The following is a 22,168-nucleotide window of genomic DNA, read 5'->3' as shown; positions in this document are numbered from 1 at the left end:
GCTATATCGGCTTATCTTCGCTACCGAAATCCTGCCTTATGCTTCTATCCCCCGTGCCATTCCTGCGCCATCTGCTCCTGACCGGCCTGCTCGCAGCGCTTCCGCTGCTCCCGGTTTCGGCTCAGAAGCGGCAGGCCACCAATTCGGCTCAGAAGCGGCAGGCCACCAAAGCGCCGACCAAAGCGGCAGTTAAGCCAGCCGCTACCCCCGAACCTGTCTACGAGCTGTATCAGGTGCAGATTAAGCCTGAATACGCGGAGGGCCAGTTTGCTTTGCAGCAATACCTCAAAACTGTTCGGCTGCCCACCGAGGTGCGGGAAGGGCGGATACAGGGCGTGGTGCTGATGGGCTTTGTGGTGCGGCCTGATGGTCGCCTGACCGATACGTACGTGGCCCGGGGCCTCAGCGCAGCCACCAACGCCGAAGCACTCCGGCTGGTGCAGGCTATGCCCCGCTGGCGCCCCGGCCGCCGCGAAGACAAGGCCGTAGCGACACGCTATTCGCTGTCGGTGGTGTTTCAGAAGCCTGTACCGGAGGCCGTAGTTGACCTTTCAGGACTTAGTTCCGACGGCAAGGTGATGGAAGAAGTGGTGGAGTCTAAAGTCTACACTTATGTAGAGCAGATGCCGCAATACCCCGGCGGCATGGAAGCCATGCAGAAGTATCTGCGCGACAATCTGCAATACCCTGCAGCTGCCAAGGCCAGTCAGGTAGAAGGCAAAGTATTCGTCTCGTTCATTATTCCGCCCGACGGCCGCCCGAACGGTGCCAAAGTCATAAAAGGCATCGGCTCCGGCTGCGACGAAGAAGCACTGCGACTAATCAAAAGCATGCCCGCCTGGGCACCGGGCAAGCAAAACGGCCGCGTGGTTTCGGTAAGCTACACGGTGCCCATCACCTTCCGCCTCAACACTTCCAGCACCGACCTGATGCCGCTGCCCGGCACGACACCCGTACCGGCGCCTTCTGTGGTGGAGGATAAGGTCTATACCTATGTGGAGCAGATGCCCACGCTGGGCGGCTCCATCAGTGGTGTGTCGCCGGCGCTGCAGGCCGCGTTGCAGCTTCCCGCCGAAGTGCGCGAAGGCCGCACCGAAGGCCAGGTATTCGTGAATTTTGTGGTGCGCACAGATGGCCGTGTCAGCGACGAGAAAGTGGTGCGCGGCCTCAGCGACGCCTGCAACGCGGCGGCGTTGGCGGCCGTGCGGGCCCTGCCGCGCTTCGAGCCGGGCAAGCAGAACGGCCGCGTGGTATCGGTGCAGCTGACGGTGCCGGTGCTGATGTTTGGGCCCAACCATGTGTTTGAAGGCAGCCAGGTAGCTACGCAGGCCAGCTTCCCGGGCGGTGGTGCCGCCCTGCGCGAATACCTCACCGATAAGCTGAAAGAACCCAAAGTGCTCAAGCAGGAAGGTCTGCGCGGCGCGGTAGAAGTCCGCTTCGTGGTGCAGGCCGATGGCCGCATCGGGGCCACGGAAATAGTGCGCCCCCTCTGCCGCAGCTGCGACGAAGAAGCACTCCGCCTCGTGCGCGACATGCCCCGCTGGACACCCGCCCGCAATGCGGCCGGCCAGCCGGTTTCAGTGCGCCAGCAGGTCATTATCCCGATGCCCGCCGTTCCGGTGGCGCCGCGTGGCAGTACCGGCAGCATTCGTTGGGGTAACAGCACCGGTCATACTGCTTTCATTTTGGTTCCGGCCGCCACTTCTGCCCTGCCCGCTTCTTTATGAAATCCTTTGCCTGGTTGCTGCTGCTGATATTGGTTTCGAGTGCCGGCCTGCAGATTTTTCTGCCGTGGTGGGTCATCACGCCACTTTGCCTGGTGCTGGCTTTTATCTGGCCTGTGCGTGGTGGCCAGGCTTTTCTGGCAGGTTTTATAGGTATCGGATTGGGGTGGTTAGTGCTGGCCAGCTGGCTGAGCGTCCGCAACGAAGGCCTACTGGCCCACAGGGTGGCGCAGTTGCTCCCGTTGGGTGGCCACGGCTGGCTGCTGCTACTCGTCACAACCATCCTGGGTGGGCTGGTTGGTGGCCTCGCTACTCTGGCCGGAGCGTGGTGCCGCTTTGCCTTTTTCCCGCCCAAGCAACGGCTAGCCAACTAACTCTGCTCTGGAATCCTTTCCAGAAGTAGCGCTTAGTAGTATCTCGTGATGAAGCCTAATGCTTCCAGCGTATACACCGTCACCGACGAAAAGTGGTTGCCGCCCTGGATTGGGCGCAGCTCTACCTGTGTTGCGCCGCGGGCCCGCATGGCGTTGTAGGCATCCTGCGAGTTGAAATAGGGCACATAGTCATCGGCGGTGCCGTGGAAGAGTGCTAGCGGCGCCGTGGGCTTCCAGTCATAAATGTCATTGTCGCGGAAAGCGGCCAACATCTGCGTATCAGAGTTGTTCAGCACGCTGGCGCGGAATGAGCTGGCAAATAGCTGACTGGCCTGCGTGGGCACCTCGCCAAACGGATTGGCCTGCAACTGGCTGGCCCAGGGCTGGTTGAAGTGGTAGCTATATGGCCGGTTGATGCTATACACGCGGTTGTAGGTGTCGAGCACCCACACGTAAGTACTCAGGAAACTCAGGGGTTGCGTCGACTCAAGAATATAGCGGGCAAAGGCTGTTTTATGATAGGCTCCGGCGCCCGGTGCACTGGCTGTCACAGTAAATTCGTCGGCGGCTGTTTCCTGCATCAGCTTGTGCAGCGCCATCGTGGCAAAACCACCTTCCGAATAACCCAGCAGAAAGTTTTTCTGGTTAAGGGCTACGTTTTCCTTCTGGCAGAATTCCTTCGCCGCCCGTAGCATATCCAGCGAAGCGGAAGCCAGCGAGGCGGCATGCTCGTACGGATGCGGCAGGGCTTTTGAAACGCCGTAGCCAATGTAGTCAGGCGCCGACACAATGTAGCCTGTGGAAGCCAGCACCGATACCGCCGAATACACTTCGCTGCCGGATCTGTAATACGAAGGTGCTCGGCTCTCATCATCGGGCCGGATAGTGCCGTGCTGGTAGCTGAGCAGCGGCAGGGCCTGCGTAGTGACGGGCACCAGCAGCACGCCTGAGGCCGCAACCATCTGCCCATCGGGGTTTCGGGTGGTATATGTCAGTTTATACGCTCGAATAGGGTAGCGGACCAACGCGCCGGCCAACGGGATTTCCGGCACCCGGCTGGCCAGCATGGTGGTACTGTATTCGCCGAGTAGCGTGCTGCTCACTAAATGCGTTTCGGGAGCTGCGGGAGCTTGCGCAAGCGGTGTGTCTTCTTTGGTGCAGCTGCTGCTGGCCATGAGCCCCAGGGCGGCCCACGAAACCAGCAGGCCACGCGCTGCCCATGATTTTATTTTTTTGAATAGCACAGGACGATAGTATGGTTGATGCCCGCTACATAACACGCAACGAGCCAAATAATTCGCGGCGCCCACCACTCCCCGAAAAACGAGGCGCAGGACCAGCCCGGCAGCCCGCGCCGACGGCAGCCTGCCTTTTGGCCCTTATGGTTCCGGGCTTTGCCACTTGCTCTTTCGCCTGCATCTGCCCTGGTCACCTGCAGCCGGATGCTATAGCGTGCCCGACTTATCAGGGCGCAGCCAATAAGACAATTACCTATTCACTATCAACACTTTACCACTTTTCGCACGAAGCAGCGCCAGGCAAACTGATGTGGAGTAGTGGGGTAAACCAAACAAAAAGTCCGGCGCTCTTACCGTAGCTGCACCGGGAAAACGTAACTTTCGGAAAACCCTTTCCATTCAGCTTGTCAGTGCGGTATCTTTCTTCTCTCAGCCTTGGGCTCACCTCGTTAGGTCTTGCCCTTACTCTCACCACCCTACCGGGTTGCGGCTCCCGCTCCGGCACCGACTCGGAGAATGCCACCGCCGTTGCCGATACCGTTGCCAAGCCTGTGGTGGTTGATACCATCCAGCTCAAGCGCGAAGCCATGCGCCGCGACTCGCTCAAGGCCGACTCGATTGTGAAAAAGAGCGGCCAGCTGCCGGGCGCCATTCTGCCGGGCAAGCGCATCGTGGCGTTCTATGGCAACATTCGCTCCAAGGGCATGGGCATTCTGGGCCGCGAGCCCAAAGAGCAGATGTTCCGCAAGTTTGCCGGTGTGCTGAAGGAGTGGCAGGCGGCCGACCCCAGCCGCCCCGTGCAGGCGGCCTTGCATAACGTGACCATCACGGCCCAGGGCACGCCCGGCAAAGACGGCAAATGGCGCCTGATGAACTCCAAGGCAACCATTGAGGAGGTAATTGGCTGGGCCAAGGAGCACAATTGCATTATTTTCCTGGACGTGCAGCCTGGCCACAGCACCCTGCAGGCCGAGCTGCCCAAGCTGGAACAATACCTCAAAGACCCTATCGTACACCTGGGTATCGACCCCGAGTTTTCGCTGTCTACCATGCCCGGCGTACGCCCCAACCAGCGCATCGGCACCCTCGACGCCAAAGACGTGAACTTCACGGTGAACTTTCTGGCCCGCATCGTGAGCGAAAACAAGCTGCCGCCCAAGGTTCTGACGGTGCACCGCTTCACGCGGAAGATGATTTCCAACTACAAGAACATCAAGCTCGATCCGCGCGTGCAGATTGTAATGCACATGGACGGCCACGGCGACCCCACCCTCAAAAAGGATTCCTACCAGCATTACATCGTGAACGAGCCCGTGCAATACACCGGCTTTAAGCTGTTTTACGAGTACGACGCCCGTCCCAAGCCTCACCACATCATGACGCCCGCCGAGGTAATTGCCCTGAAACCCTCACCGCTGTACATTCAGTACCAGTAGGCCCGGTGCTCCCCCCAGCAACAAACGTAAAGCCCCGCCAGCTGGTAGCTGGCGGGGCTTGTTGCATAGGTGTGTTAGTAGTGCGGGTTATTTGATTGAGCGTTGGGTCCGGCGTGTGGCCCCGGCCACGGGCTGGGCAGTCACTGTCGGCTCAGTGGGCAGCAACGTGACGTTTTGGATGCCACCGCCGCGAACTGTTATTTCTTCGTCGGTGTAGCCGGCATAGCCCACCAGAATGACCGTGCGGCCCGCGGCCAGTGGTAGCTGGTAGCGCCCATCGGAATCGGTGCTGACTCCGTAAGGGCTGCCTTTCCAGACTACCGTGGCGCCTACCAGTGGTTTGCCTTCCTCATTCAGGACCCGGCCTCTGACGGCTGTGGCAGTAGGGTTCGTTGCTGGGGTGTCCGAAACAGCGCTTGTATCGTCAGCAACGGCGGGGCCCGCCAGCAGCAGGCCCGAGGCCAGACCCAGCGCGACGAAATACCGACGCACTAGAATGATTGAAGGGGATGCAGCAAAGAAAGGGTGCAGAGCAGACATGATCAGTAGCAGGCAGGCAGAGCTATAGAGAAACGCGCTGAGTACGTCAGACACCTGTTCCAATGCAACTCTCACAACCGTGGGATAGTAATTTGTTGACTTATTCAGGCTTTGAGTGTCACAATATTACTTATTTTAACTTTTCGCAGAAAAGTTTATCCAAAATAAATTCTCGTTTTAGGACAAACGTCTATAAATGATAGGTGAACACCTGCTTTTGCCTGCCAAAAACCTTTAGCATCCTAAACCGGCTAACGCCACAAGGTCCGCCTACTCAGTAGGCGGACCTTGTGGCGTTATGTAAGCCAATGTGCCGCTAGTGCGCGGCGTTCAGGTCGATGGCCTCGCCACGCTTGGCCCGCTTGATGAACAGCACCAGCGGCAGACAGATAAGAAAGAACAGGCCAATCATGGAAAACACCTGCGAGTAGGTGATGATGGATACCTGCTTCATCAAAATTCCTTCCAGAGCTGCGTAGGCCTGTTTCTGAGCCTGCTCGAAGGAGAAGCCGCGCGACATGAAATTCGCCGTGAAGGCCTGAATCCGCTGCACGGTATTGGCGTCGTAGAGCGAGATATGCGCCAGCGGACTGATGCGGTTCTGGGCAATACTGCGCTCCAGGTATGTCCCCACAATGGCTACCCCAAATGAGCCCCCGAGCTGGCGAATCATGCCGGTGAGGCCAGCCGCCTGGCCCGCATCTTTGCCCGACAGGCCAGCCAAACTCATGGTGGTGATGGGCAGGAAAATCAGGCCCATACCGAGGCCGCGCACCATCAGGGGCCAGAAGAAGTCCGATTCGCCGGCCGTGGGCGAAATAATGTTGGCCATCCAGAACGTGAAGATGAAGAAGATGAAAAAGCCCACCGGAATCATGTACTTCTGGGGCACACCCGCCTGCAGCATCTTGCCGATGACGGGCATCATCAGGCCCGAGGCCAGGGCGCCGGGCAGCAGAATGTAGCCCGTTTGGGCGGCGCTGAAGCCCAGGATGCGCTGGGTGAAGATCGGGAAGATGAATACCGAGGCAAACATGCCGAAGCCCAGCACAAACGACAGGATGCCGCCCACGGCCAGATTCCGGCTCTTGCCCAGCACCCGCAGGTCTACGATGGGCTGTTTGGCAGTCAGCTCGCGCCACACAAACCCAACCAGGCCGATGACTGCCAGCGCGGTGAAGCTGTTGATGTAGGCACTTTCAAACCAGTCTTCGGTTTCGCCCTGCTCCAGCACCAGCTGCAGCGAGCCCACGCCCACAATCAGCAGGATGATACCAGCCCAGTCGATTTCACGCAGCGGCCGGGGAATTGCGTTTTTGATACGCTCCGGGTCCCGGATAAACAGAATGGTGAAGATGGAAGCCAAAATTCCCACCGGCACGTTCACGTAGAAAATCCAGGGCCAGTCATAATTATCTACGATGTAGCCGCCCAGCGTGGGGCCGATGGTAGGCCCGATGATGACGCCCATGCCGAACAACGCCTGGCCCAGCGGCAGCTGCTTGGGCGGAAACGTATCAATAAGAATCGACTGCGAGGTGGCCATCAGAGCGCCCCCGCCGATGCCCTGCACGAAGCGGAAAGCCACCAGCTCCCAGATGTTGGTGCTTTGCCCGCAGGCAATAGAGGCCAGCGTGAAGAGAATAACCGATACGAGGTAGTAGTTTCTGCGGCCAAACTGCTCGGCCAGAAAGCCCGTCATCGGAATCACAATAACGTTGGCAATGCCGTAGGAGGCAATTACCCAGGTCACCTCCTGCTGCGTGGCCGACAGGTTGCCCATCATCTGGGTCAGGGCCACGTTCACGATGCTGGTATCAATAAGCTCCAGCAAGCAGCACATCACCACCGTCACGACGATGATCCACTTGGTAAATCCGGTTTCCATTCGTTGCTGAGATGTGAGAAAAAGGAAGTGAGAACTGAGACTTTCCGTTTGGCCTGGGCTTCACGAACAAGTCCTGGTTCTCACTCCGCAATTCTTATGTCTGAAAATTTACTTGGTCTTCACCGTCGCTACCACGCTCATACCGGCGCGTAGCGGATGCTCCGGATCAGCCTTGTCGAGCACGATTTTGACGGGCACACGCTGGGTTACTTTCACGAAGTTGCCGCTGGCGTTGTCGGGGGGCAGCAGCGCAAACCGGGCCCCGGTAGCCGCCGACAGCGACTCGATGTGGCCGGCAAACTCCTGGTTGGGGTAGGCATCCACCTCTACTTCCACCGGCTGGCCCACCTTCATGTTTCCCAGCTGGGTTTCCTTGAAGTTGGCAACCACCCAGGTTCTCTCCGAAGCCACGAGGCCCATCAACTGCTGGTTGGGGCTCACTAGTTGACCGGGCTGCACCGATTTTTTGCTCACGAAGCCGTTCACGGGCGCCACCAGCGTTGTGTAGCTGAGCTGCAACTTGGCATTTTCGAGGTCGGCTTGGCGCTGCTTTACTACCGCTTCTGCTACGGCCACCTGCTGGCGAGCAGCTTCTACCTGCTGCTGGGCTACTTTCACCTGCTGCTGGGCTGTGTTGCGCTGGGCACTGGTCGATTTCAGATTGGCCTGCACAGCATCATACTCGCTCTGCGGAATGATGTCTTCCTTGCGCAGAAACTCACTGCGCTTCAAGTCTTTCTGCAGGCGCGCCTGGTTGGCGTCGCTCACCCCAATGGTAGCCTGGGCGGTGCTCACGTTGGCGGAGGCGGTGCCAACAGCGGCACGGGCCGCTACCACGTTGGCCTGAGCAGCGGCCAGGGCGGCTTCGGCGGCATTCACCCGCTGCTGGTAATCAGCGGGGTCCACGGTCAGCAGCACGTCGCCTTTCTTCACGGGCTGGTTGTCTTCTACCTTCACTTCCAGTACCGGGCCACTGACACGCGGCAGAATGGGATAGATGTCGCCTTCTACCTGGGCATCGTCGGTTTCTTCGTGGGTCTGGCCGAATTGGTAGCGCTGCCAGCCATAGTAGCCGCCCAGCAGCAATACCAACGCCAGAACGATAAAGATGATAGGACGTTTAGAGCGGCCTGCTTGCTCCTCCACCACCGGCTCGTAGGCGTCGGAATGCGTTGGCGCTACGGCCGGATCGTGTTGAACGGGAGTTGCCATATGGGTACTTGGTTGTTCGTTGTCAGTTGGTGAGGGAGAGTGGGTGTCTGTTCAGAACAGACTGGTCAGCCGGCCGGTTGGGTCAGGCCGATTGACGGTACTTGTTGGGGCAGCCTGGTTTCACCAGAAGCGTTACGCAGGTGGCCGTGCGGACTACGGTTTCGGCGGTGCTACCCATTAGGAAGCGGGTCAGGCCGGTCTGGCCGTGCGCCCCAATCACAATAATATCGGCAGGATAGCGCCGAGCTTCTTCTACTATTTCCTGCGCCGCGTTGCCCCATGCAATAGCCGTCGTGACCGAGGCACCGGCAGCCGTTGCCGCGTCTTGGTAGAACTGCAGTCGTTGTTTCAGTTCAGCATCAGCACCCATTTCGGAGGCCGGAACGGGTTGGGGCTCCAGCACGTGCAACAGGCGCAGCTCGCCGCCCGTACCGGCCGCCAGCGCCGCCGAATACGTGACCAGCGCCTCCGTGGCAACAGAAAAATCAATCGGACAGAGGATGGTCATCAGGAATTGGTTAGGAGCAGATTCGCGGATACTGGAAATAGGGCCGGCACTTTGCCGTCGGGTTCAGCCCGGTAGGCTGCCGGGGCGTTGCCGTTGTTTACCAGATTTGCTCGCCTGTGGCGCGCTTGAGCTGATACTGGCCGAGCGTGTAGTTATAGATGGCCTGCAAGCGTGCCAGCCGGGCCTGCGACAACGACGTTTCGGCGTCCAGCACATCCAGGTTGTTGCCTACGCCATAGCGGTAGCGGGCCTTCGCGCGGGTAAGCGCATCACTGGCCTGGCTGATTTGCTGCAGCGCGTTGTCGTAGCGGGCAGTGCTTGATTCCATGTTGTTGGCTGCCTGCCGCACATCGGACCGCACCTGCTCTTCTGTGTCCTGAATGCGGGCCTGAGAGCCTCGGATGTTAGCTAGTGCTTCTACCCGCTGGTTTTTGTTCTTATTGCCATCGTAGATAGGCACCGATAGCTGCACCACTCCCACCGAGTTCGGACGAATCCGGTCCAGGTCGGGTTGGTAGCCATTTTTAGCGCCCAGCTGCGCTCCAACGCCCAGTAGCGGCATGTTGCTCCGCTCAATCAGCTTCAGATTCAGGTTGGCCGTCTGTTCGGCGTCGCGGGCCAGCTTTATTTCCGGCCGGTTAGCCGTTGCCTGGGTCAGCGCACCGTTTAGGTTTACTTCCTGCGGCTGATAGGCAAATACCCCGCGCACCGGCACGTCCACGTACTCGGGTTTGTGCAGCAGGCGGGCCAGCTGCACCTGTTGGTTGCGGAGCTGGTTCTGCAGGTCAATCTTCGTGTTCTGGGCCTGCGTGATGCGCACCTGCGTGGTCGTCACATCGAAGCGCGTGCTGACGCCGCCTTCCACCCGCTTTTCCATTTCGCGCTGATGCTGCTGCAATGAAGCAATCTGGGCATCCTGCACTTTGATGCTCTCGCGCACAAACAGAATGTTGTAGTAGGCCTGCACCGCCGAATACGCCAGGTCGCGGCGCGTCACGTTTATCTGGTCGACGGCCGTCAGGCGGCGGCTTTCGGCCAGGTTGTAGGTAGCGTCCTTCTTGCCGAAATCGAGCAGCCCGTATTGCAGCGTAATGTGCGCATCGTAGTTGTTGTTGGGCGCAAACTGGAACGCCGGAGCCTCCGGGCTCAGTTGCAGCTTCACCACCGGGTCGATGCGGGTGTACGTGGCCGTGCCGGTGACCTGCGGCAGGAAACCGCCCCGGCTCTGCGTAACGCGGCTGGTAGCGGCATTCACTTCTTCCTCCAGCGTAGTAATGGCCGGATTGGCGTCCAGCACCGAACGAATGGTGCCGTCAAGCGAAAGAGAATCAGAAATAATCGGCCCCTGCTGAGCATGAGCCACACCGGCTGTCAGCAGCCCTAAAGCTATGAGTGGCGCGGTAAGTTTTGGTCGGGAAAGCATACGGATGTACGACTTGGTAATGCCCGCCACTTACCCAACCGTGTGCCAACACGTTAAAATGGTTTTAATGTCGGCTAAAACCCGTCCCCACTATCTTGAAACAGGGAAAAAAATTTTTCAAAGCATTATACAGCAAACAAATTGAATGCTTCCTTTTTCCTCAAATAGCAGGAATTACTCGTTTTTATCCTGATATTTAAGGAAAACAAAGAGCTATGCCGGATCAGGACGATTCTTTACTGCTATACCTTAACGATGCTATTGCCACGTCGCGGGATAAGGAAGGCTTGTTCCGGAGCGTAACGGAAAAGCTACGGCTCATTTTTCCGTTCGATGCCATTACCATCATTACGCTTGATGCTGACCATCAATACCGCCGTGTGTTTCTGCGCGACTACTTAGGTGAAATTCTTCTTCCCAATGTTCCTGGCTCCAAACCTGAGCGGGCGCCGGTGGCCGGCAACCCCATCGAGCGGTTTATTCATTCCCGGCACCTGCAGCAATACGACCTGCAGGAACTGCTACAAGATTACCCTGACCACCAGCCCTTTAATGCGCTTCTGAGCGAACAGCTCCGATATTTTACCGTGGTACCACTGCGCACGGGCGGCCGTCTGGTAGGGCTGCTGTCGTTGGTTGCCCGCCGCCGCCCCGAGTTGTCGGATATGGATGCCGACTTACTCGAAAAGATTGGCAGTCTGGTAGCAGTGGCCGTTACCAATGCTTTGGCATTCGAGGAAATTGCGCGGCGCGAGCAGGAGAAAACCATGCAACTGGCCCTGAACAATGCGCTGCTCAGCATCAAAGAGCGCGGTGAACTGTTTCGGGCTATTGCTACCGAAATTAACCAAGTGGTGCCCTGCGACTACTTCGGAGTGCGGGCACGCGAACCTGATTCGCCGATGCGGGCTATTGCCGAATTCAGCAAGCAGCCAGACGGCACTTTCGCGCCACTTGATGAAGGCCGGTATGGTGGTATGCCCGACTCTGAAGCGGCCAAAAAGGCGGTAGCAGCGCTTTTCTCGCGGCCGGGGGTGTATGTGGGTGCGGAGTTTGACAAGCTGGTGGAGCAGTACGCCATGCTGCGCCATATCAGGGACACGCGCGGCACCCAGTCGATACTATGCGCCCCGCTGCTGGAAACCGGCGATGAGCAGGCGGCCGCGCTTATTCTGGCCAGCCATCAACCGCAGGCATTCACCAACGAAATGCTGCAGCTCATCCTGAGCCTGGTGCCGCAGATTCGGCTGGCTATCCAGAACGTGTTTGCCTTTGAGCAGATTGACGCGCTCCGGGCGCAGCTGGAACGGGAACGGACTTACCTGATCGACGAAATTAACACCTCGGTTGCCGACCGCCTTGATGATTTTGTGGGTGGCAGCAGCGTCATGCAGCAAGTATATACCCGGCTGGGCCAAGTGGCGCCCACCGATACCACGGTACTCATCACCGGCGAGACCGGCACTGGCAAAGAATTGGTAGCCAGAGCACTGCACAACCTTTCACCACGGCGCGAGCGGGCCCTAATCAAGCTGAATTGCGCGGCACTGCCGGCTCAGCTTATCGAAAGTGAGCTATTCGGACACGAAAAAGGCGCGTTTACCGGGGCCCACGACCGGCGCATCGGTAAGTTTGAAATGGCTGACGGTGGCACTATTTTCCTGGATGAGGTGGGCGAATTGCCGCTCGACCTGCAGGCCAAGCTGCTGCGGGTACTGCAGGAAAAAGAGTTTGAGCGTATTGGCGGGCGGCGGGTCATCCAGACTGATGTGCGCGTTATTGCGGCCACCAACCGGGTGCTGGAAGACGAGGTGGCGGCCGGCCATTTCCGCGCCGACCTATACTACCGCCTCAACGTCTTCCCGATTAAGCTACCGGCCCTGCGCGAGCGGCCCGAAGACATCGAGCCCCTGATGCGGCATTTTCTGGAGCGGTTCACCAAGCGGATGGGCAAGCCGGTGCGTGGCCTGCGCGAGCGGGACCTGCAGGCGCTGCGCCACTATGGCTGGCCCGGCAATGTGCGCGAACTGGAGCACGTGCTGGAGCAGGCGGTTATTGTGAGTCAGGGGGCTTTTCTGGAGTTTGCGGGTTTCTCGGCGGCAGCTATGGCGGCTCCGGCGGCCCCGGAAGCCGGCGGGCCGCTCAAGTCGCTGAAAGAGCAGGAGCGCGACCATATTCTGGCAGCGCTGCAGCGTACCGGCGGCCGCGTAAGTGGCCCCAACGGCGCTGCGGCCTTACTCGACATCAACCCCAAAACGCTGGAAGCCCGCATGAAAAAGCTGAATATCCGGCGCACAATTACGGCTGGAGAGTAGCCGGAATATCACATAAAAAGGCCATGCAGAGAGAATCTACAGGGCCTTTTTATGAAGGTTGAAGCCTACTATTTAGCAGCCTGAATTTCGGCAATTGCTTTTTCGGCAATCTGCTGATTGGCAACAGCTGTGGCAGTGCCTGCCTGTTGCTTCACAGCAGCCTGCATCATCCCGATAATGGGCTCATCGGCCCCGAACCGCTTGTACTGAATAGCTAAGCCTTTGAGACGGTCCACATCTTCGGTGAAAGCCGCCGTATCGGTGAGACGGGCCAGCATGAGGCCCATGCCTTCAAAGAAGTTGCCCTTCTCGCGGCCGGTAGCAGCGTCGAATTTGTCGCGGACAAACTTCCACTGCGGCTGGCCACCGTTTTTGGCATACACATCCACAACCGCCAGAATCAGGCTGTTCTGGTCTGAAGTTTCCAACGCCTGGGCTTTGCTCAGAGCCAGCTTCGGGTTCACCTGCGCCAGCGCCTGCAGGGCCGCTCCCTGCACCGCGTACGACTGGCTGCCCGCCAGCAACTGCGCGAAGAGCTTCTCATCACGCTTGTCTTTGGTTTTGGCCAAGGCAGTCAGCATCGTAGCCAAGGCGTGCGGGTCTTTCTCGGTAGCGGCCAGCTTGCGAAGCGTGGGTAGCGCCGCTTTGGCTACGTCCTTGTTGTCGAGCTTGAGCCGCTCGGCAGCCACCATGCGCAGGTTGTTGAACTTGTCGCTGAGGCCAGCAACCAGCAGCTTGCGGGCAGCCGCATCAGTGTCCTGTTTGGCAGCTGCGGCCAGTAGGGCTTCGCGGCGCGCCACATACAGCGGGGCGTGGGCATACTGGTAGGCAAACTCGGCTACCGACTTATTGTCGGTTTGCTGCCACACCAGCGTTTTCTCGGCGTCCACGTCCACCAGGTCGGGCTTGGCGGTCAGCGGCATCGTGAAGGTTTGGGTGGCTTGGGTCATCATCACGCGCTGGCGCTGCGGCTTGCCATTCACGTAGTAATCAATGGCGAAGGGCAGCTGGAATGGCTGGCCCGGCTGGGTCTGCTTCACCGTCACGGACTGCACCTTCTGGGCCGCATCCCAGGCATAATCGATGCTCACAACCGGGTGGCCGGTGCCGAAATACCACTGGTTGTAAAACCAGTTCAGATCCTGGCCCGATACGGCCTCCATCGCCAGGCGCTGCTGGTGGGCTTCCCCATTGCCAAAGGCGTTGTCTTTCAGGTATTTTTGTAGACCGGCGAAGAACACGTCGTCGCCGAGGTAGGTGCGCAGCATGTCCAGAATAGCGCCGCCCTTTTGGTAGCTCACCAAATCAAACATGTCCTCCTGCGTGGCGTAGTGGAAACGCACCAAGTTTTTCTGCGCCTCGGCCGGGCTGCGCAGGTAGTTGCGCAGGTTGCGGTGGTTATGCGAGTCGCCGGCGTCGGCACCATATTTATGCTCCGCATAAAGCCCTTCTGAGAAGTCCGCCATCGACTCGTTCACGGTCAGGTTGCTCCAGCTTTCGGCCGTCACGTAGTCGCCAAACCACTGGTGAAACAGTTCGTGGGCAATAACCGATTCGTTTTGGTATTCGCGGTCCAGCAGCTGGCGGTCCGTCATCTGCACAAAATCACCGTGCAGCGTCGCCGACGTGTTTTCCATGGCCCCGCTCACGTAGTCGCGCACCACAATCTGGGCGTACTTGTTCCACGGGTATTCCACGCCAAGGCGGTTAGAAAAGAACTCCAGCATATCGGGCGTGTTGCCGAAAATCTGCTTGGCGAAAGGCGCGTACTTCGGCTCGAGGTAGTAGCTGACTTCCTTGCCGCGCCACATTTCCTTATGAATTTTGAAGTCGCCGACGGCCATCATAAACAGGTAGGGCGCGTGGGGCAGCTCCATCTTCCAGGTATCGGTGCGCAGACCGGGGCCGGCCGGCGTCTGGCTTACCAAGGCGCCGTTGCTGAGCGTGACATACTTGCTGGGCACCGTCAGACTGATTTCCGAGGTGGTTTTCTGGTTGGGCCTATCAATCGTTGGGAACCAGGCCGATGAAGCTTCCGTCTCGCCTTGCGTCCAGATCTGGACCGGCTTGCCCGCTACGGCACTATCTGGGTTAATGAAGTACAGGCCTTTGGCATCGGAAATAGCCGCGCTGCCTTCCGCTTTCAGCTCATCCGGCTTAGCTGTATACTCAATGTAGATGGTGTAGCTGGTACCGGGCGCCATAGTCTTGCCCAGGTAAATGCGCAGATTGTTCTTGTCGGTGTAGTCGAACTTGAGCGGCTGCAACTGCTGGCCGTTCACCAGCGCCACCGACTTAATGTCCATGCCTTTGGCATCAAGACGCAGCGAATCGGTGGCGTAGGCGTGCGGTTTCAGGGTCACCCATTCCTTACCGTAGAGGTAGCGCTTGGCGTAGTCGAAACGCACATCCAGCTTGGTGTGCACTAAGTCGTTGGATTTGGTGGCCGAGGCGCGGTAAATCTGCAGCGCCGGATTGGCCGGAGTGGCAGGGGTAGCTTGTTGGGCCAGGGCGGCAGTAGCCAGCAGGCAGCCGGCTGCAGTAAGTAGTTGTTTCATGTAGTAAGGAATGGGAAAGAGAGAGACAGGATGAATGAGGTCGGGCTGCACTTGTAGCAGCTGGCGCACGTAGTATTTCGGGATGCTGAGACAAACATACAAGTTACTACTATGCAAAACAAGGTACTATATAAAACAATAACATAATTAATAGATATATCCGGAAACTATACCACTCTTCCATAGGTGAGGCGGATACAGAAGACTATGCCGAGAGAAATGATTAGCCATCCCGACAGCCCTCCGCGCACCACATCCGTACACTTGGCTATCCATCCACTTAAGCTCCTGCAACTATGGCTCAACCTGCCACCACGCCCCAGCATACCGACCCCGCCACCAAGCGCGACGAGAAAAAGAACGAAGAAACCGTGAAGGACAAGCCCGACGGCAAAAAGAAAACCACGCAGCAGAAGTAACCCTTCTGCTCAGCGAGAAGCCCGGCCACGCAAGTAGCCGGGCTTTTTTGGGCCGGTAAATTGCGTGGTTCGGGAGCTAAACGCGCCACGGATGCGTTTTGCACGTACTTTTAGCCGAATGCCCATTCCCGACTTCGACCCCACTCAGCTCACCCGCGAACAGGTGTTGCGCGCCCTGCGCCAGATGGACCGTGAAGGGCCGCGTATGCCGCTTAGCACCGTTTATGACCTGGTGTACCGGGGTCGGCGCTATGCCCCGCGCGCTGTAGCAAAGCTGGCTTATCAGTTGGCTATTGGCCAGCCGGATGCTGCGTGGCCCCTGCCGGCTGGTGCAGCCACTAACCGGGTTTTGGAGCAGCTCGATTTCACCATTGCCACCAAGCGTCCTACCCTCGCCAACTCACCGCTCGATGGAGACGTAGCCGCCCAAGAGGCCATGCAGGCGCTTTACACCGGCCGCGAAACAGTACCGAAGCAGCCAAAGCAAGCAGTGAAGCTAGAAGCTGATGCCGTGAGCGAGCTGGCTTTTGCGTATTCCATGCCCCCTTCTCGGCCCTACCAACGGGCGCAGGCATTACAGGAGCTTTTTATTTCAGAGGCTCGCCTTGATGCAGCCCTGGCTGCCTTGCGCCGACGCCGCAACCTGATTCTGCAGGGTTCGCCGGGCACGGGCAAAACGTTTCTGGCGCGGCGGCTGGCCTGGCTGGAGCTGGGCGCTACCGATGCCACCCGCGTGGAGCTGGTACAGTTTCATCCCAGCTACAGCTACGAAGACTTTGTGCAGGGCTTCCGGCCCGATGCGCAGGGCACATTCCGGCTGCAGGACGGCGTGCTGCTTGACTTTTGCCGCCGAGCTGCCCAGGAGCCGGAGCATCCTTATTTTCTGCTGATTGACGAGCTAAACCGAGGCAACCTAAGCCGCATTTTCGGCGAGCTGCTGCTGTTATTGGAGGCCGATAAGCGCGGCTCCGCCCACGCTGTGCGCCTGCCCTACGCTCCTGCCGACGCTCCACGATTCTTCGTACCCGAAAACGTGTTTTTCATCGGGACCATGAACCTAGCCGACCGCAGCCTTGCGCCGCTGGACTATGCGTTGCGCCGCCGTTTCGCCTTCGTGGAGATGCCCCCAGAATTTGGGCCACCGCTGCAGGAATACCTAACCGGAAAAGGCGTGCCTGCCGCTGTAGTGAAGCGCCTCACCCAGCGTCTCACCGACCTGAACCAGAACATCACCGACGACCCCGACCTGGGGCCCGATTTCCGAATCGGGCACAGCTACTTCTGCGCGCCGCCAGCAGCCCCGGCTGCGGCTGAGGAGTGGCTGACACTGATTCTGGAGCAGGAAATTGCGCCGTTGCTGGATGAGTACTGGCTCGACCAGCCGGCCAAAGCTACGGCTCAAAAGAAAAAGCTGCTGGCCCGGTAGCTATGCTGATTCCCATCCAGAACCTCTACTACCTGCTCTGCTACGCTTGGAATCGGCTGCCGGAGCGAGCGGAGCTTTTGGCCGTAGAAGCCGTCCCGTTTCATCGGCCGCTGGAACTGTTGGCTCATGTGCTACTGGCTGGTACCCGACGGCTTTTGCAACAGGGCCTGCCGGTAGCCTACACCGAGCGTACGGAGGAACTGGCCGAGTTGCGCGGGCGCCTGCTGCTGGCACCTACCTTGGCGCAACAGCTGCTACCCCAAGGCCGGGCAGTGTGTCAGTTTGATGAACTAGGACCCGATACGCCCTTCAGCCAGCTGCTGCTGGGCACCTTGCACCAACTGGCCCGCAGCCGTGCCCTGCCCATTGCCCTCCGCCACGACCTAAAGCTGGCGCTACGCCGGTTTCCGGCTGCCATGGCGCCGCAGCCGCTTTCTGCAGCCAGCCTGCGCGCGGTGCGCCGACTGCGGCCAACTGGGCTGTCGGCGTTTCTGCTGAATGTATGCGAGTTGATTTACCACAGTGCTCTGCCGTCGCCGGAGGCTACTGGCCGCCCCCGCTTCCGTGACTTTCGCCGCGACGAGGCGCTGATGGCGCGCTTGTTTGAGCAGTTTGTCCGCAACTTTTATCGTCTGGAGCAGCGCCGGTTTCGGGTGGCCTCGGAAGTCATACAGTGGCAGGCGGAGGCCGAGTCGGCGGAAGCGCTGGCGCTGCTGCCCGCTATGGTTACGGATACGTCGCTGGAAGCGCCAGACCGCAAAATCATCCTCGACACGAAGTACTATACCGCGGCACTTCGCACCCGCTACGACCAGCAGAAGCTGATTTCGCCCCACCTCTACCAGCTCTACGCCTACCTCCAGAACCAGCCCACGCAGCCCGGCCAGCAGCTGGAAGGCATTCTGCTTTACCCGGCCGCCACGCAGTTTGTGGACGTACGCTACACCCTGGGCGGCCACCCCGTCCGCATCGTGACGGTGGACCTGGCGCAGCCCTGGCCGCAGATTTCAGCGGCCTTGCTGGCGCTTCTGGATTGAGAATTTCATAACATAGCGGGCCGTTTTCTGCATTTGTGCAGCCCCGCTACGTCAGTTGCGTCAGTAGGTTGCAATTCGGGGCTATTCTGCCTAAACTACCCCTCCGTTCCAACTCCATCACCAAACTTCTACTCTTTTGAAACGACGCGAATTTGTGGGCCTCACCGGCCTGGCAACCGGCGCCCTGTTCCTGCCCTCCATTCCGGGGTTGGCCAGCTCGCCCGTAGACCCGGCCCGCCTGCTCGAGGCCGTGGACCCGGCCATCAAGAAGCGCCTGGCCGATGCGGCTCTGAATGCCGCTAAGTCGGCCGGCGCATCCTACGCCGACGTGCGTATCGGGCGCTACCTGAACCAGAGCATTTTCACCCGCGAAAAGCAGGTGCAGAACATTGCCAGCGGCGAAAGCTACGGTGCAGGCGTGCGGGTTATTGCCAATGGTACCTGGGGCTTCGCGGCTACCAATACCGTAACGGAAGCTGGCATGGCCAAAGCCGCGCAACTCGCTGTCCAGATTGCCAAGGCCAACGCCAAAGTGCAGAAAGACCAGGTGAAGCTGGCCCCGCAGAAAGGCTACGGTGAGGTATCCTGGAAAACCCCGATTGAGAAAAACTCTTTCGAGGTACCCGTGAAGGAGAAGGTAGATCTGCTGCTAGCCGCCAACGCCAAAGCGCTGGACAACGGCGCTTCGTTCGTGAATTCGGCCCTGTTCCAGATCAACGAGCAGAAGTATTTCGCCAGCACAGACGGCTCCTACATCGACCAGGACATTCACCGCATCTGGCCCACGTTCGGCGTCACGGCCATCGACCGGGCTTCGGGCAAATTCCGGACCCGGGAGGGCCTGAGCGCACCCATGGGCCTGGGCTACGAGTACCTCACGCCGAAAGCCGCCGACCGGATTAACGGGCCCGTCGGCACGGGCCTGATAGGCTACCGCAACTCCTACGACATGCTGGAAGATGCCGCCCTGGCCGCCAAACAGGCCAAGGAAAAGCTGACGGCGAAAAGCGTGGTACCCGGCAAATATGACTTGGTGCTCGACCCCAACCACCTGGGTCTGACTATCCACGAAAGCATCGGGCACGCCACCGAGCTGGACCGCGTGCTGGGCTACGAAGCCAACTACGCTGGCACCAGCTTCGCTACACTGGAATGGAAGGCGAAGAACGCGCCCTACGGCTCGAAGCTCGTGAACATTGTAGCCGACAAAACGCAGCCCGGCAGCCTCGGCGCTGTCGGCTACGACGACGAAGGCGTGAAAACCGGCCAGTGGGATATCATCAAGGAGGGCAGGTTGGTGGATTATCAGAAAACCCGCGACCAGGCGCACATCGTGAACCAGGACCACTCCGACGGCTGCTCCTATTCGCAGTCGTGGCAGGATGTGCAGTTCCAGCGCATGGCCAACATCAGCCTGCTGCCCGGCAAAGAGAAGCTGAGCGTGGATGAGATGATCAGCAAGGTGGACAAAGGCATCTACATTGCCGGCCGCGGCTCGTTCTCCATCGACCAGCAGCGCTACAATTCCCAGTTTGGTGGCACGGTGTTCTACGCCATCGAGAAAGGCAAAATTGCCGGCATGCTCGAAGACGTGGCCTACCAGACCAACACAGTAGAGTTCTGGAACAGCTGCGCCGCCATCTGCGACCAGTCGGACTACCGGTTGTTCGGCTCGTTCTTCGATGGCAAAGGCCAGCCCAGCCAGGTTTCGGCCGTAAGTCACGGCTCCAGCACCACGCGCTTCAATGGCGTCAACGTCATCAACACGGCCCGCAAAATTGGTTGATGGGCCTCTGTGCCCTCTGCCCAGCCGCCTGACCCAGTTAGAGCCGGCTGGGCGCTTCCAGCATATCCAGTCATCCAAACTCAGCCCATCAACAATGGCAATTCTTTCCCAGGATGAAGCCCAGGCCATCCTCAAAAAAGTCATCAGTTTTTCTACCGCCGACGAGTGTGAAGTCACGCTCAATGGTGAAACCGGCGGCAACGTCCGCTCGGCCCGTAACTCCATCAGCACCAGCGGCGCCGTCGATAACGTGAGTCTGGTCGTGGAGTCGCGCTTCGGCAAACGCTCCGGCGTGGCTACCTGCAACGAATTCGACGATGCTACGCTGCGCCGTTGCGTACAGCGGGCCGAAGAAATTGCGCGTCTCGCTCCCGAGAGCCCCGAATACATGCCGCTGCTGGGCCCGCAGCAGTATTCAGCCGCACCCCAGGCATTTGCCAAAAGCACGGCCGGTATCACGCCCGACTACCGCGCCCAGCAAGTAGGAGCCAGCATGAAAATCTGCGACGAGAAGAAGCTCTCGTCGGCTGCTTTCCTGAATGATGAGGCCGGTTTCGTGGCCAAGCGCAACAGCAAGGGCCTGGAAGCCTACCAGCAGATTACCAACCTGGAATTCAGCATTACGGTGCGCACGCCCGACGGCACCGGCTCCGGCTACGCCACCGCCGACTACAACGATTCCAGCAAGTTCGACGCCGCCGCCCTTACGCGCACTGCTGCCGATAAAGCGGCCATGTCGCGCAATGCCAAAGCGTTGGAGCCCGGCAAATACACCGTGATTCTGGAGCCGGCGGCCTTGGTTGCCAACTCCGATGCGTCACTGCTGCAGGCACTGATGGGCGCCCTCGATGCTCGCAACGCCGACGAAGGACGCTCGTTCCTGAGCAAAAAAGGAGGCGGAAACAAGAAGGGCGAAAAGCTCTTCGACGAGCGGGTGACCATCTACTCCGACCCGACCATGCCCGAGGTGGCTACCCTGACGTTCTCCGGCGACGGCCGGCCGCAGAAAAAGACCACCTGGATTGAGAAAGGCGTGGTAAAAAACCTCTACACTTCGCGCTTCTGGGCTCAGAAAGCCGGCATTCCGGACCTGCCACGCCCTAGCGGCTGGGTGATGGAAGGCGGCACGCAAAGCCTGCAGGACATGATTAAAGGCACGGCCAAAGGTATCCTCGTGACGCGCCTGTGGTACATTCGCCCCGTTGACCCGCAGACGCTGCTTTACACCGGCCTGACACGCGACGGAACGTTCTACATCGAGAACGGCAAGATCAAACATCCGGTGAAGAACTTCCGCTTCAACGAGTCGCCGATTATCATGCTCAATAACCTGGAAGCCATTGGCAAACCGGTGCGCGTGGGCGGCAACCTAGTTCCGCCGCTGAAAATCCGTGACTTCACCTTCACGAGCCTTTCCGACGCCGTGTAACGTCTGGATTTATTTTCGGAATAAAACGGCGTCCTTCGGGTCGGAGGACGTCGTTTTATTTCTTTTTTAAATATATCAGCATGAAGCAATTTCTTTACGCAACTGCTTTTCTACTGCCTTTCGCAAGCACTGCTCAGCAGCCTGACTCATCTGCTGCCGAAGCTTCTGCTAAGGCTGTATACCGCGAAAACAACTACGTATCCTTCCTACCCGGCACTATTCGTCTGCTCGATGGGCACCTTATTCAGGGGTATGTGCCCATCCCAACTATGTACCCCGGTATTGGCACTGACTTCATCTACTATCGGGCTCACCCTAAAAGCAAACCTAAGCCAAAGAAGCAGACGGTGGAAATTTCCCGGGTGCATAGCATAACGGCCGGAGCCCATTATTTAGAGACAATGTTGCTGCCTGACGGCTCCGACGAACTATATGACCAGGAAATATTGGCTGAGCGGTTTGTGAATGGGCCGGTAGAAGTGTTTCTGCAGGCCGAAGCACAGAGCATACCGGTACCCATACCCGTGGCCGGCTCTATTTTGGGCGCGGCCATACCCTACACCAACAGCCACTTTTTCGTCCGGCGCAACGGCTTTCTGATGCAGGTATATCGGGGCTCCTTTAAAGAGGTGATGAGTCAGTATCTGCAGGACTACCCTGAGCTGGCTGCCAAGGTGCGGGCAGGCGAAAAAGACTATCACTACCGCAACATGATTTCTATTATCACGGAGTTCAACGCTCATATCGGTAGTACCTCGGGCACTGGCCAATAAGTGTTGCTAACGCTGACATCATACCCATCAACTCGAAAGCCATTGGTAAGCCGGGGCCCGCTACCCTTTGTTCAACATCCGT

General features: G+C 58.8%; 17 protein-coding genes. 10 read left to right on the top strand and 7 right to left on the bottom strand.

Features of this window, described 5'->3' with window-relative positions; all coding sequences use genetic code 11:
• The first annotated feature begins 233 nt into the window (after positions 1–233).
• Complete coding sequence (locus IC231_RS01580; RefSeq protein WP_394368196.1) at positions 234–1,727, top strand: TonB family protein; 1,494 nt, start codon at positions 234–236, stop codon at positions 1,725–1,727.
• A complete protein-coding gene (locus IC231_RS01575; RefSeq protein ID WP_190782868.1) occupies positions 1,724–2,098 on the top strand; it encodes a hypothetical protein in 375 nt (124 codons plus the stop codon). The genes IC231_RS01580 and IC231_RS01575 overlap by 4 nt, the downstream gene beginning before the upstream one ends.
• 32 nt (positions 2,099–2,130) lie before the next feature.
• Here the strand turns inward: IC231_RS01575 and IC231_RS01570 are convergent, their stop codons facing one another.
• On the bottom strand, positions 2,131–3,342 hold the full coding sequence (locus tag IC231_RS01570; protein WP_211538808.1) for an alpha/beta hydrolase family protein: 1,212 nt from the start codon (positions 3,340–3,342) through the stop codon (positions 2,131–2,133).
• Positions 3,343–3,746: 404 nt separating this feature from the next.
• Here IC231_RS01570 and IC231_RS01565 point away from each other — a divergent pair, with 404 nt between their 5' ends.
• On the top strand, positions 3,747–4,772 hold the full coding sequence (locus tag IC231_RS01565) for a hypothetical protein (protein ID WP_185887955.1): 1,026 nt from the start codon (positions 3,747–3,749) through the stop codon (positions 4,770–4,772).
• Positions 4,773–4,859: 87 nt separating this feature from the next.
• On the opposite strand, the gene IC231_RS01560 is transcribed toward IC231_RS01565, so the two are convergent.
• The 5 genes from IC231_RS01560 to IC231_RS01540 form a co-directional block, all read right to left on the bottom strand.
• On the bottom strand, positions 4,860–5,312 hold the full coding sequence (locus IC231_RS01560) for a carboxypeptidase-like regulatory domain-containing protein (protein ID WP_190782867.1): 453 nt from the start codon (positions 5,310–5,312) through the stop codon (positions 4,860–4,862).
• Between the two features lie 316 nt (positions 5,313–5,628).
• Positions 5,629–7,200: a DHA2 family efflux MFS transporter permease subunit gene (locus tag IC231_RS01555; protein WP_190782866.1), complete on the bottom strand. Its 1,572-nt coding sequence runs from the start codon at positions 7,198–7,200 to the stop codon at positions 5,629–5,631.
• Positions 7,201–7,308: 108 nt separating this feature from the next.
• Positions 7,309–8,412, bottom strand: coding sequence for an HlyD family secretion protein (locus IC231_RS01550; protein ID WP_190782865.1), 1,104 nt, complete (start codon positions 8,410–8,412; stop codon positions 7,309–7,311).
• 82 nt (positions 8,413–8,494) lie between these two features.
• Positions 8,495–8,920 carry a universal stress protein gene (locus IC231_RS01545; RefSeq protein WP_190782864.1) on the bottom strand — a complete coding sequence of 142 codons (426 nt, stop codon included), beginning with the start codon at positions 8,918–8,920 and terminating at the stop codon, positions 8,495–8,497.
• Positions 8,921–9,017: 97 nt separating this feature from the next.
• A complete protein-coding gene (locus IC231_RS01540) occupies positions 9,018–10,283 on the bottom strand; it encodes a TolC family protein (protein ID WP_190782863.1) in 1,266 nt (421 codons plus the stop codon).
• 275 nt (positions 10,284–10,558) lie between these two features.
• Between IC231_RS01540 and IC231_RS01535 the strand changes: the two genes are divergently transcribed.
• Positions 10,559–12,658 carry a sigma 54-interacting transcriptional regulator gene (locus IC231_RS01535; RefSeq protein ID WP_190782862.1) on the top strand — a complete coding sequence of 700 codons (2,100 nt, stop codon included), beginning with the start codon at positions 10,559–10,561 and terminating at the stop codon, positions 12,656–12,658.
• Positions 12,659–12,726: 68 nt separating this feature from the next.
• Here IC231_RS01535 and IC231_RS01530 read toward each other — a convergent pair whose 3' ends face one another.
• Positions 12,727–15,216: a M1 family aminopeptidase gene (locus IC231_RS01530; protein ID WP_190782861.1), complete on the bottom strand. Its 2,490-nt coding sequence runs from the start codon at positions 15,214–15,216 to the stop codon at positions 12,727–12,729.
• Positions 15,217–15,512: 296 nt separating this feature from the next.
• Between IC231_RS01530 and IC231_RS20145 the strand changes: the two genes are divergently transcribed.
• From IC231_RS20145 to IC231_RS01505, 6 genes are all read left to right on the top strand, one after another.
• Positions 15,513–15,635, top strand: a complete 123-nt coding sequence (locus tag IC231_RS20145) for a hypothetical protein (protein ID WP_260625737.1) — start codon at positions 15,513–15,515, stop codon at positions 15,633–15,635.
• Between the two features lie 118 nt (positions 15,636–15,753).
• Complete coding sequence (locus tag IC231_RS01525; RefSeq protein WP_190782860.1) at positions 15,754–17,061, top strand: AAA family ATPase; 1,308 nt, start codon at positions 15,754–15,756, stop codon at positions 17,059–17,061.
• Positions 17,062–17,063: 2 nt separating this feature from the next.
• Entirely contained in the window at positions 17,064–18,098 is a 1,035-nt protein-coding gene (locus IC231_RS01520; protein ID WP_190782859.1) for a 5-methylcytosine restriction system specificity protein McrC, read from the top strand.
• A 136-nt stretch (positions 18,099–18,234) separates the two neighbouring features.
• On the top strand, positions 18,235–19,884 hold the full coding sequence (locus tag IC231_RS01515; RefSeq protein ID WP_190782858.1) for a TldD/PmbA family protein: 1,650 nt from the start codon (positions 18,235–18,237) through the stop codon (positions 19,882–19,884).
• 94 nt (positions 19,885–19,978) lie between these two features.
• Positions 19,979–21,313, top strand: coding sequence for a TldD/PmbA family protein (locus tag IC231_RS01510; protein WP_190782857.1), 1,335 nt, complete (start codon positions 19,979–19,981; stop codon positions 21,311–21,313).
• Positions 21,314–21,393: 80 nt separating this feature from the next.
• On the top strand, positions 21,394–22,086 hold the full coding sequence (locus IC231_RS01505; protein ID WP_185887968.1) for a hypothetical protein: 693 nt from the start codon (positions 21,394–21,396) through the stop codon (positions 22,084–22,086).
• Positions 22,087–22,168: the final 82 nt, after the last annotated feature.

The sequence above is a fragment of the Hymenobacter duratus genome (assembly GCF_014698995.1).
Classification (GTDB): domain Bacteria; phylum Bacteroidota; class Bacteroidia; order Cytophagales; family Hymenobacteraceae; genus Hymenobacter; species Hymenobacter duratus.
Note: the sequence above shows the minus strand (reverse complement) of the source record. Positions and strands in the feature narration are given on the sequence as shown.

Excerpts from the sequence above, each read along its gene's own strand:
- IC231_RS01575 (WP_190782868.1), top strand. The coding sequence starts at position 1,724 with ATGAAATCCTTTGCCTGGTTGCTGCTGCTGATATTGGTTTCGAGTGCC.
- IC231_RS01560 (WP_190782867.1), bottom strand. The coding sequence starts at position 5,312 with ATGTCTGCTCTGCACCCTTTCTTTGCTGCATCCCCTTCAATCATTCTA.
- IC231_RS01555 (WP_190782866.1), bottom strand. The coding sequence starts at position 7,200 with ATGGAAACCGGATTTACCAAGTGGATCATCGTCGTGACGGTGGTGATG.
- IC231_RS01550 (WP_190782865.1), bottom strand. The coding sequence starts at position 8,412 with ATGGCAACTCCCGTTCAACACGATCCGGCCGTAGCGCCAACGCATTCC.
- IC231_RS01545 (WP_190782864.1), bottom strand. The coding sequence starts at position 8,920 with ATGACCATCCTCTGTCCGATTGATTTTTCTGTTGCCACGGAGGCGCTG.
- IC231_RS01535 (WP_190782862.1), top strand. The coding sequence starts at position 10,559 with ATGCCGGATCAGGACGATTCTTTACTGCTATACCTTAACGATGCTATT.
- IC231_RS01530 (WP_190782861.1), bottom strand. The coding sequence starts at position 15,216 with ATGAAACAACTACTTACTGCAGCCGGCTGCCTGCTGGCTACTGCCGCC.
- IC231_RS20145 (WP_260625737.1), top strand. The coding sequence starts at position 15,513 with ATGGCTCAACCTGCCACCACGCCCCAGCATACCGACCCCGCCACCAAG.
- IC231_RS01525 (WP_190782860.1), top strand. The coding sequence starts at position 15,754 with ATGCCCATTCCCGACTTCGACCCCACTCAGCTCACCCGCGAACAGGTG.
- IC231_RS01520 (WP_190782859.1), top strand. The coding sequence starts at position 17,064 with ATGCTGATTCCCATCCAGAACCTCTACTACCTGCTCTGCTACGCTTGG.
- IC231_RS01510 (WP_190782857.1), top strand. The coding sequence starts at position 19,979 with ATGGCAATTCTTTCCCAGGATGAAGCCCAGGCCATCCTCAAAAAAGTC.
- IC231_RS01505 (WP_185887968.1), top strand. The coding sequence starts at position 21,394 with ATGAAGCAATTTCTTTACGCAACTGCTTTTCTACTGCCTTTCGCAAGC.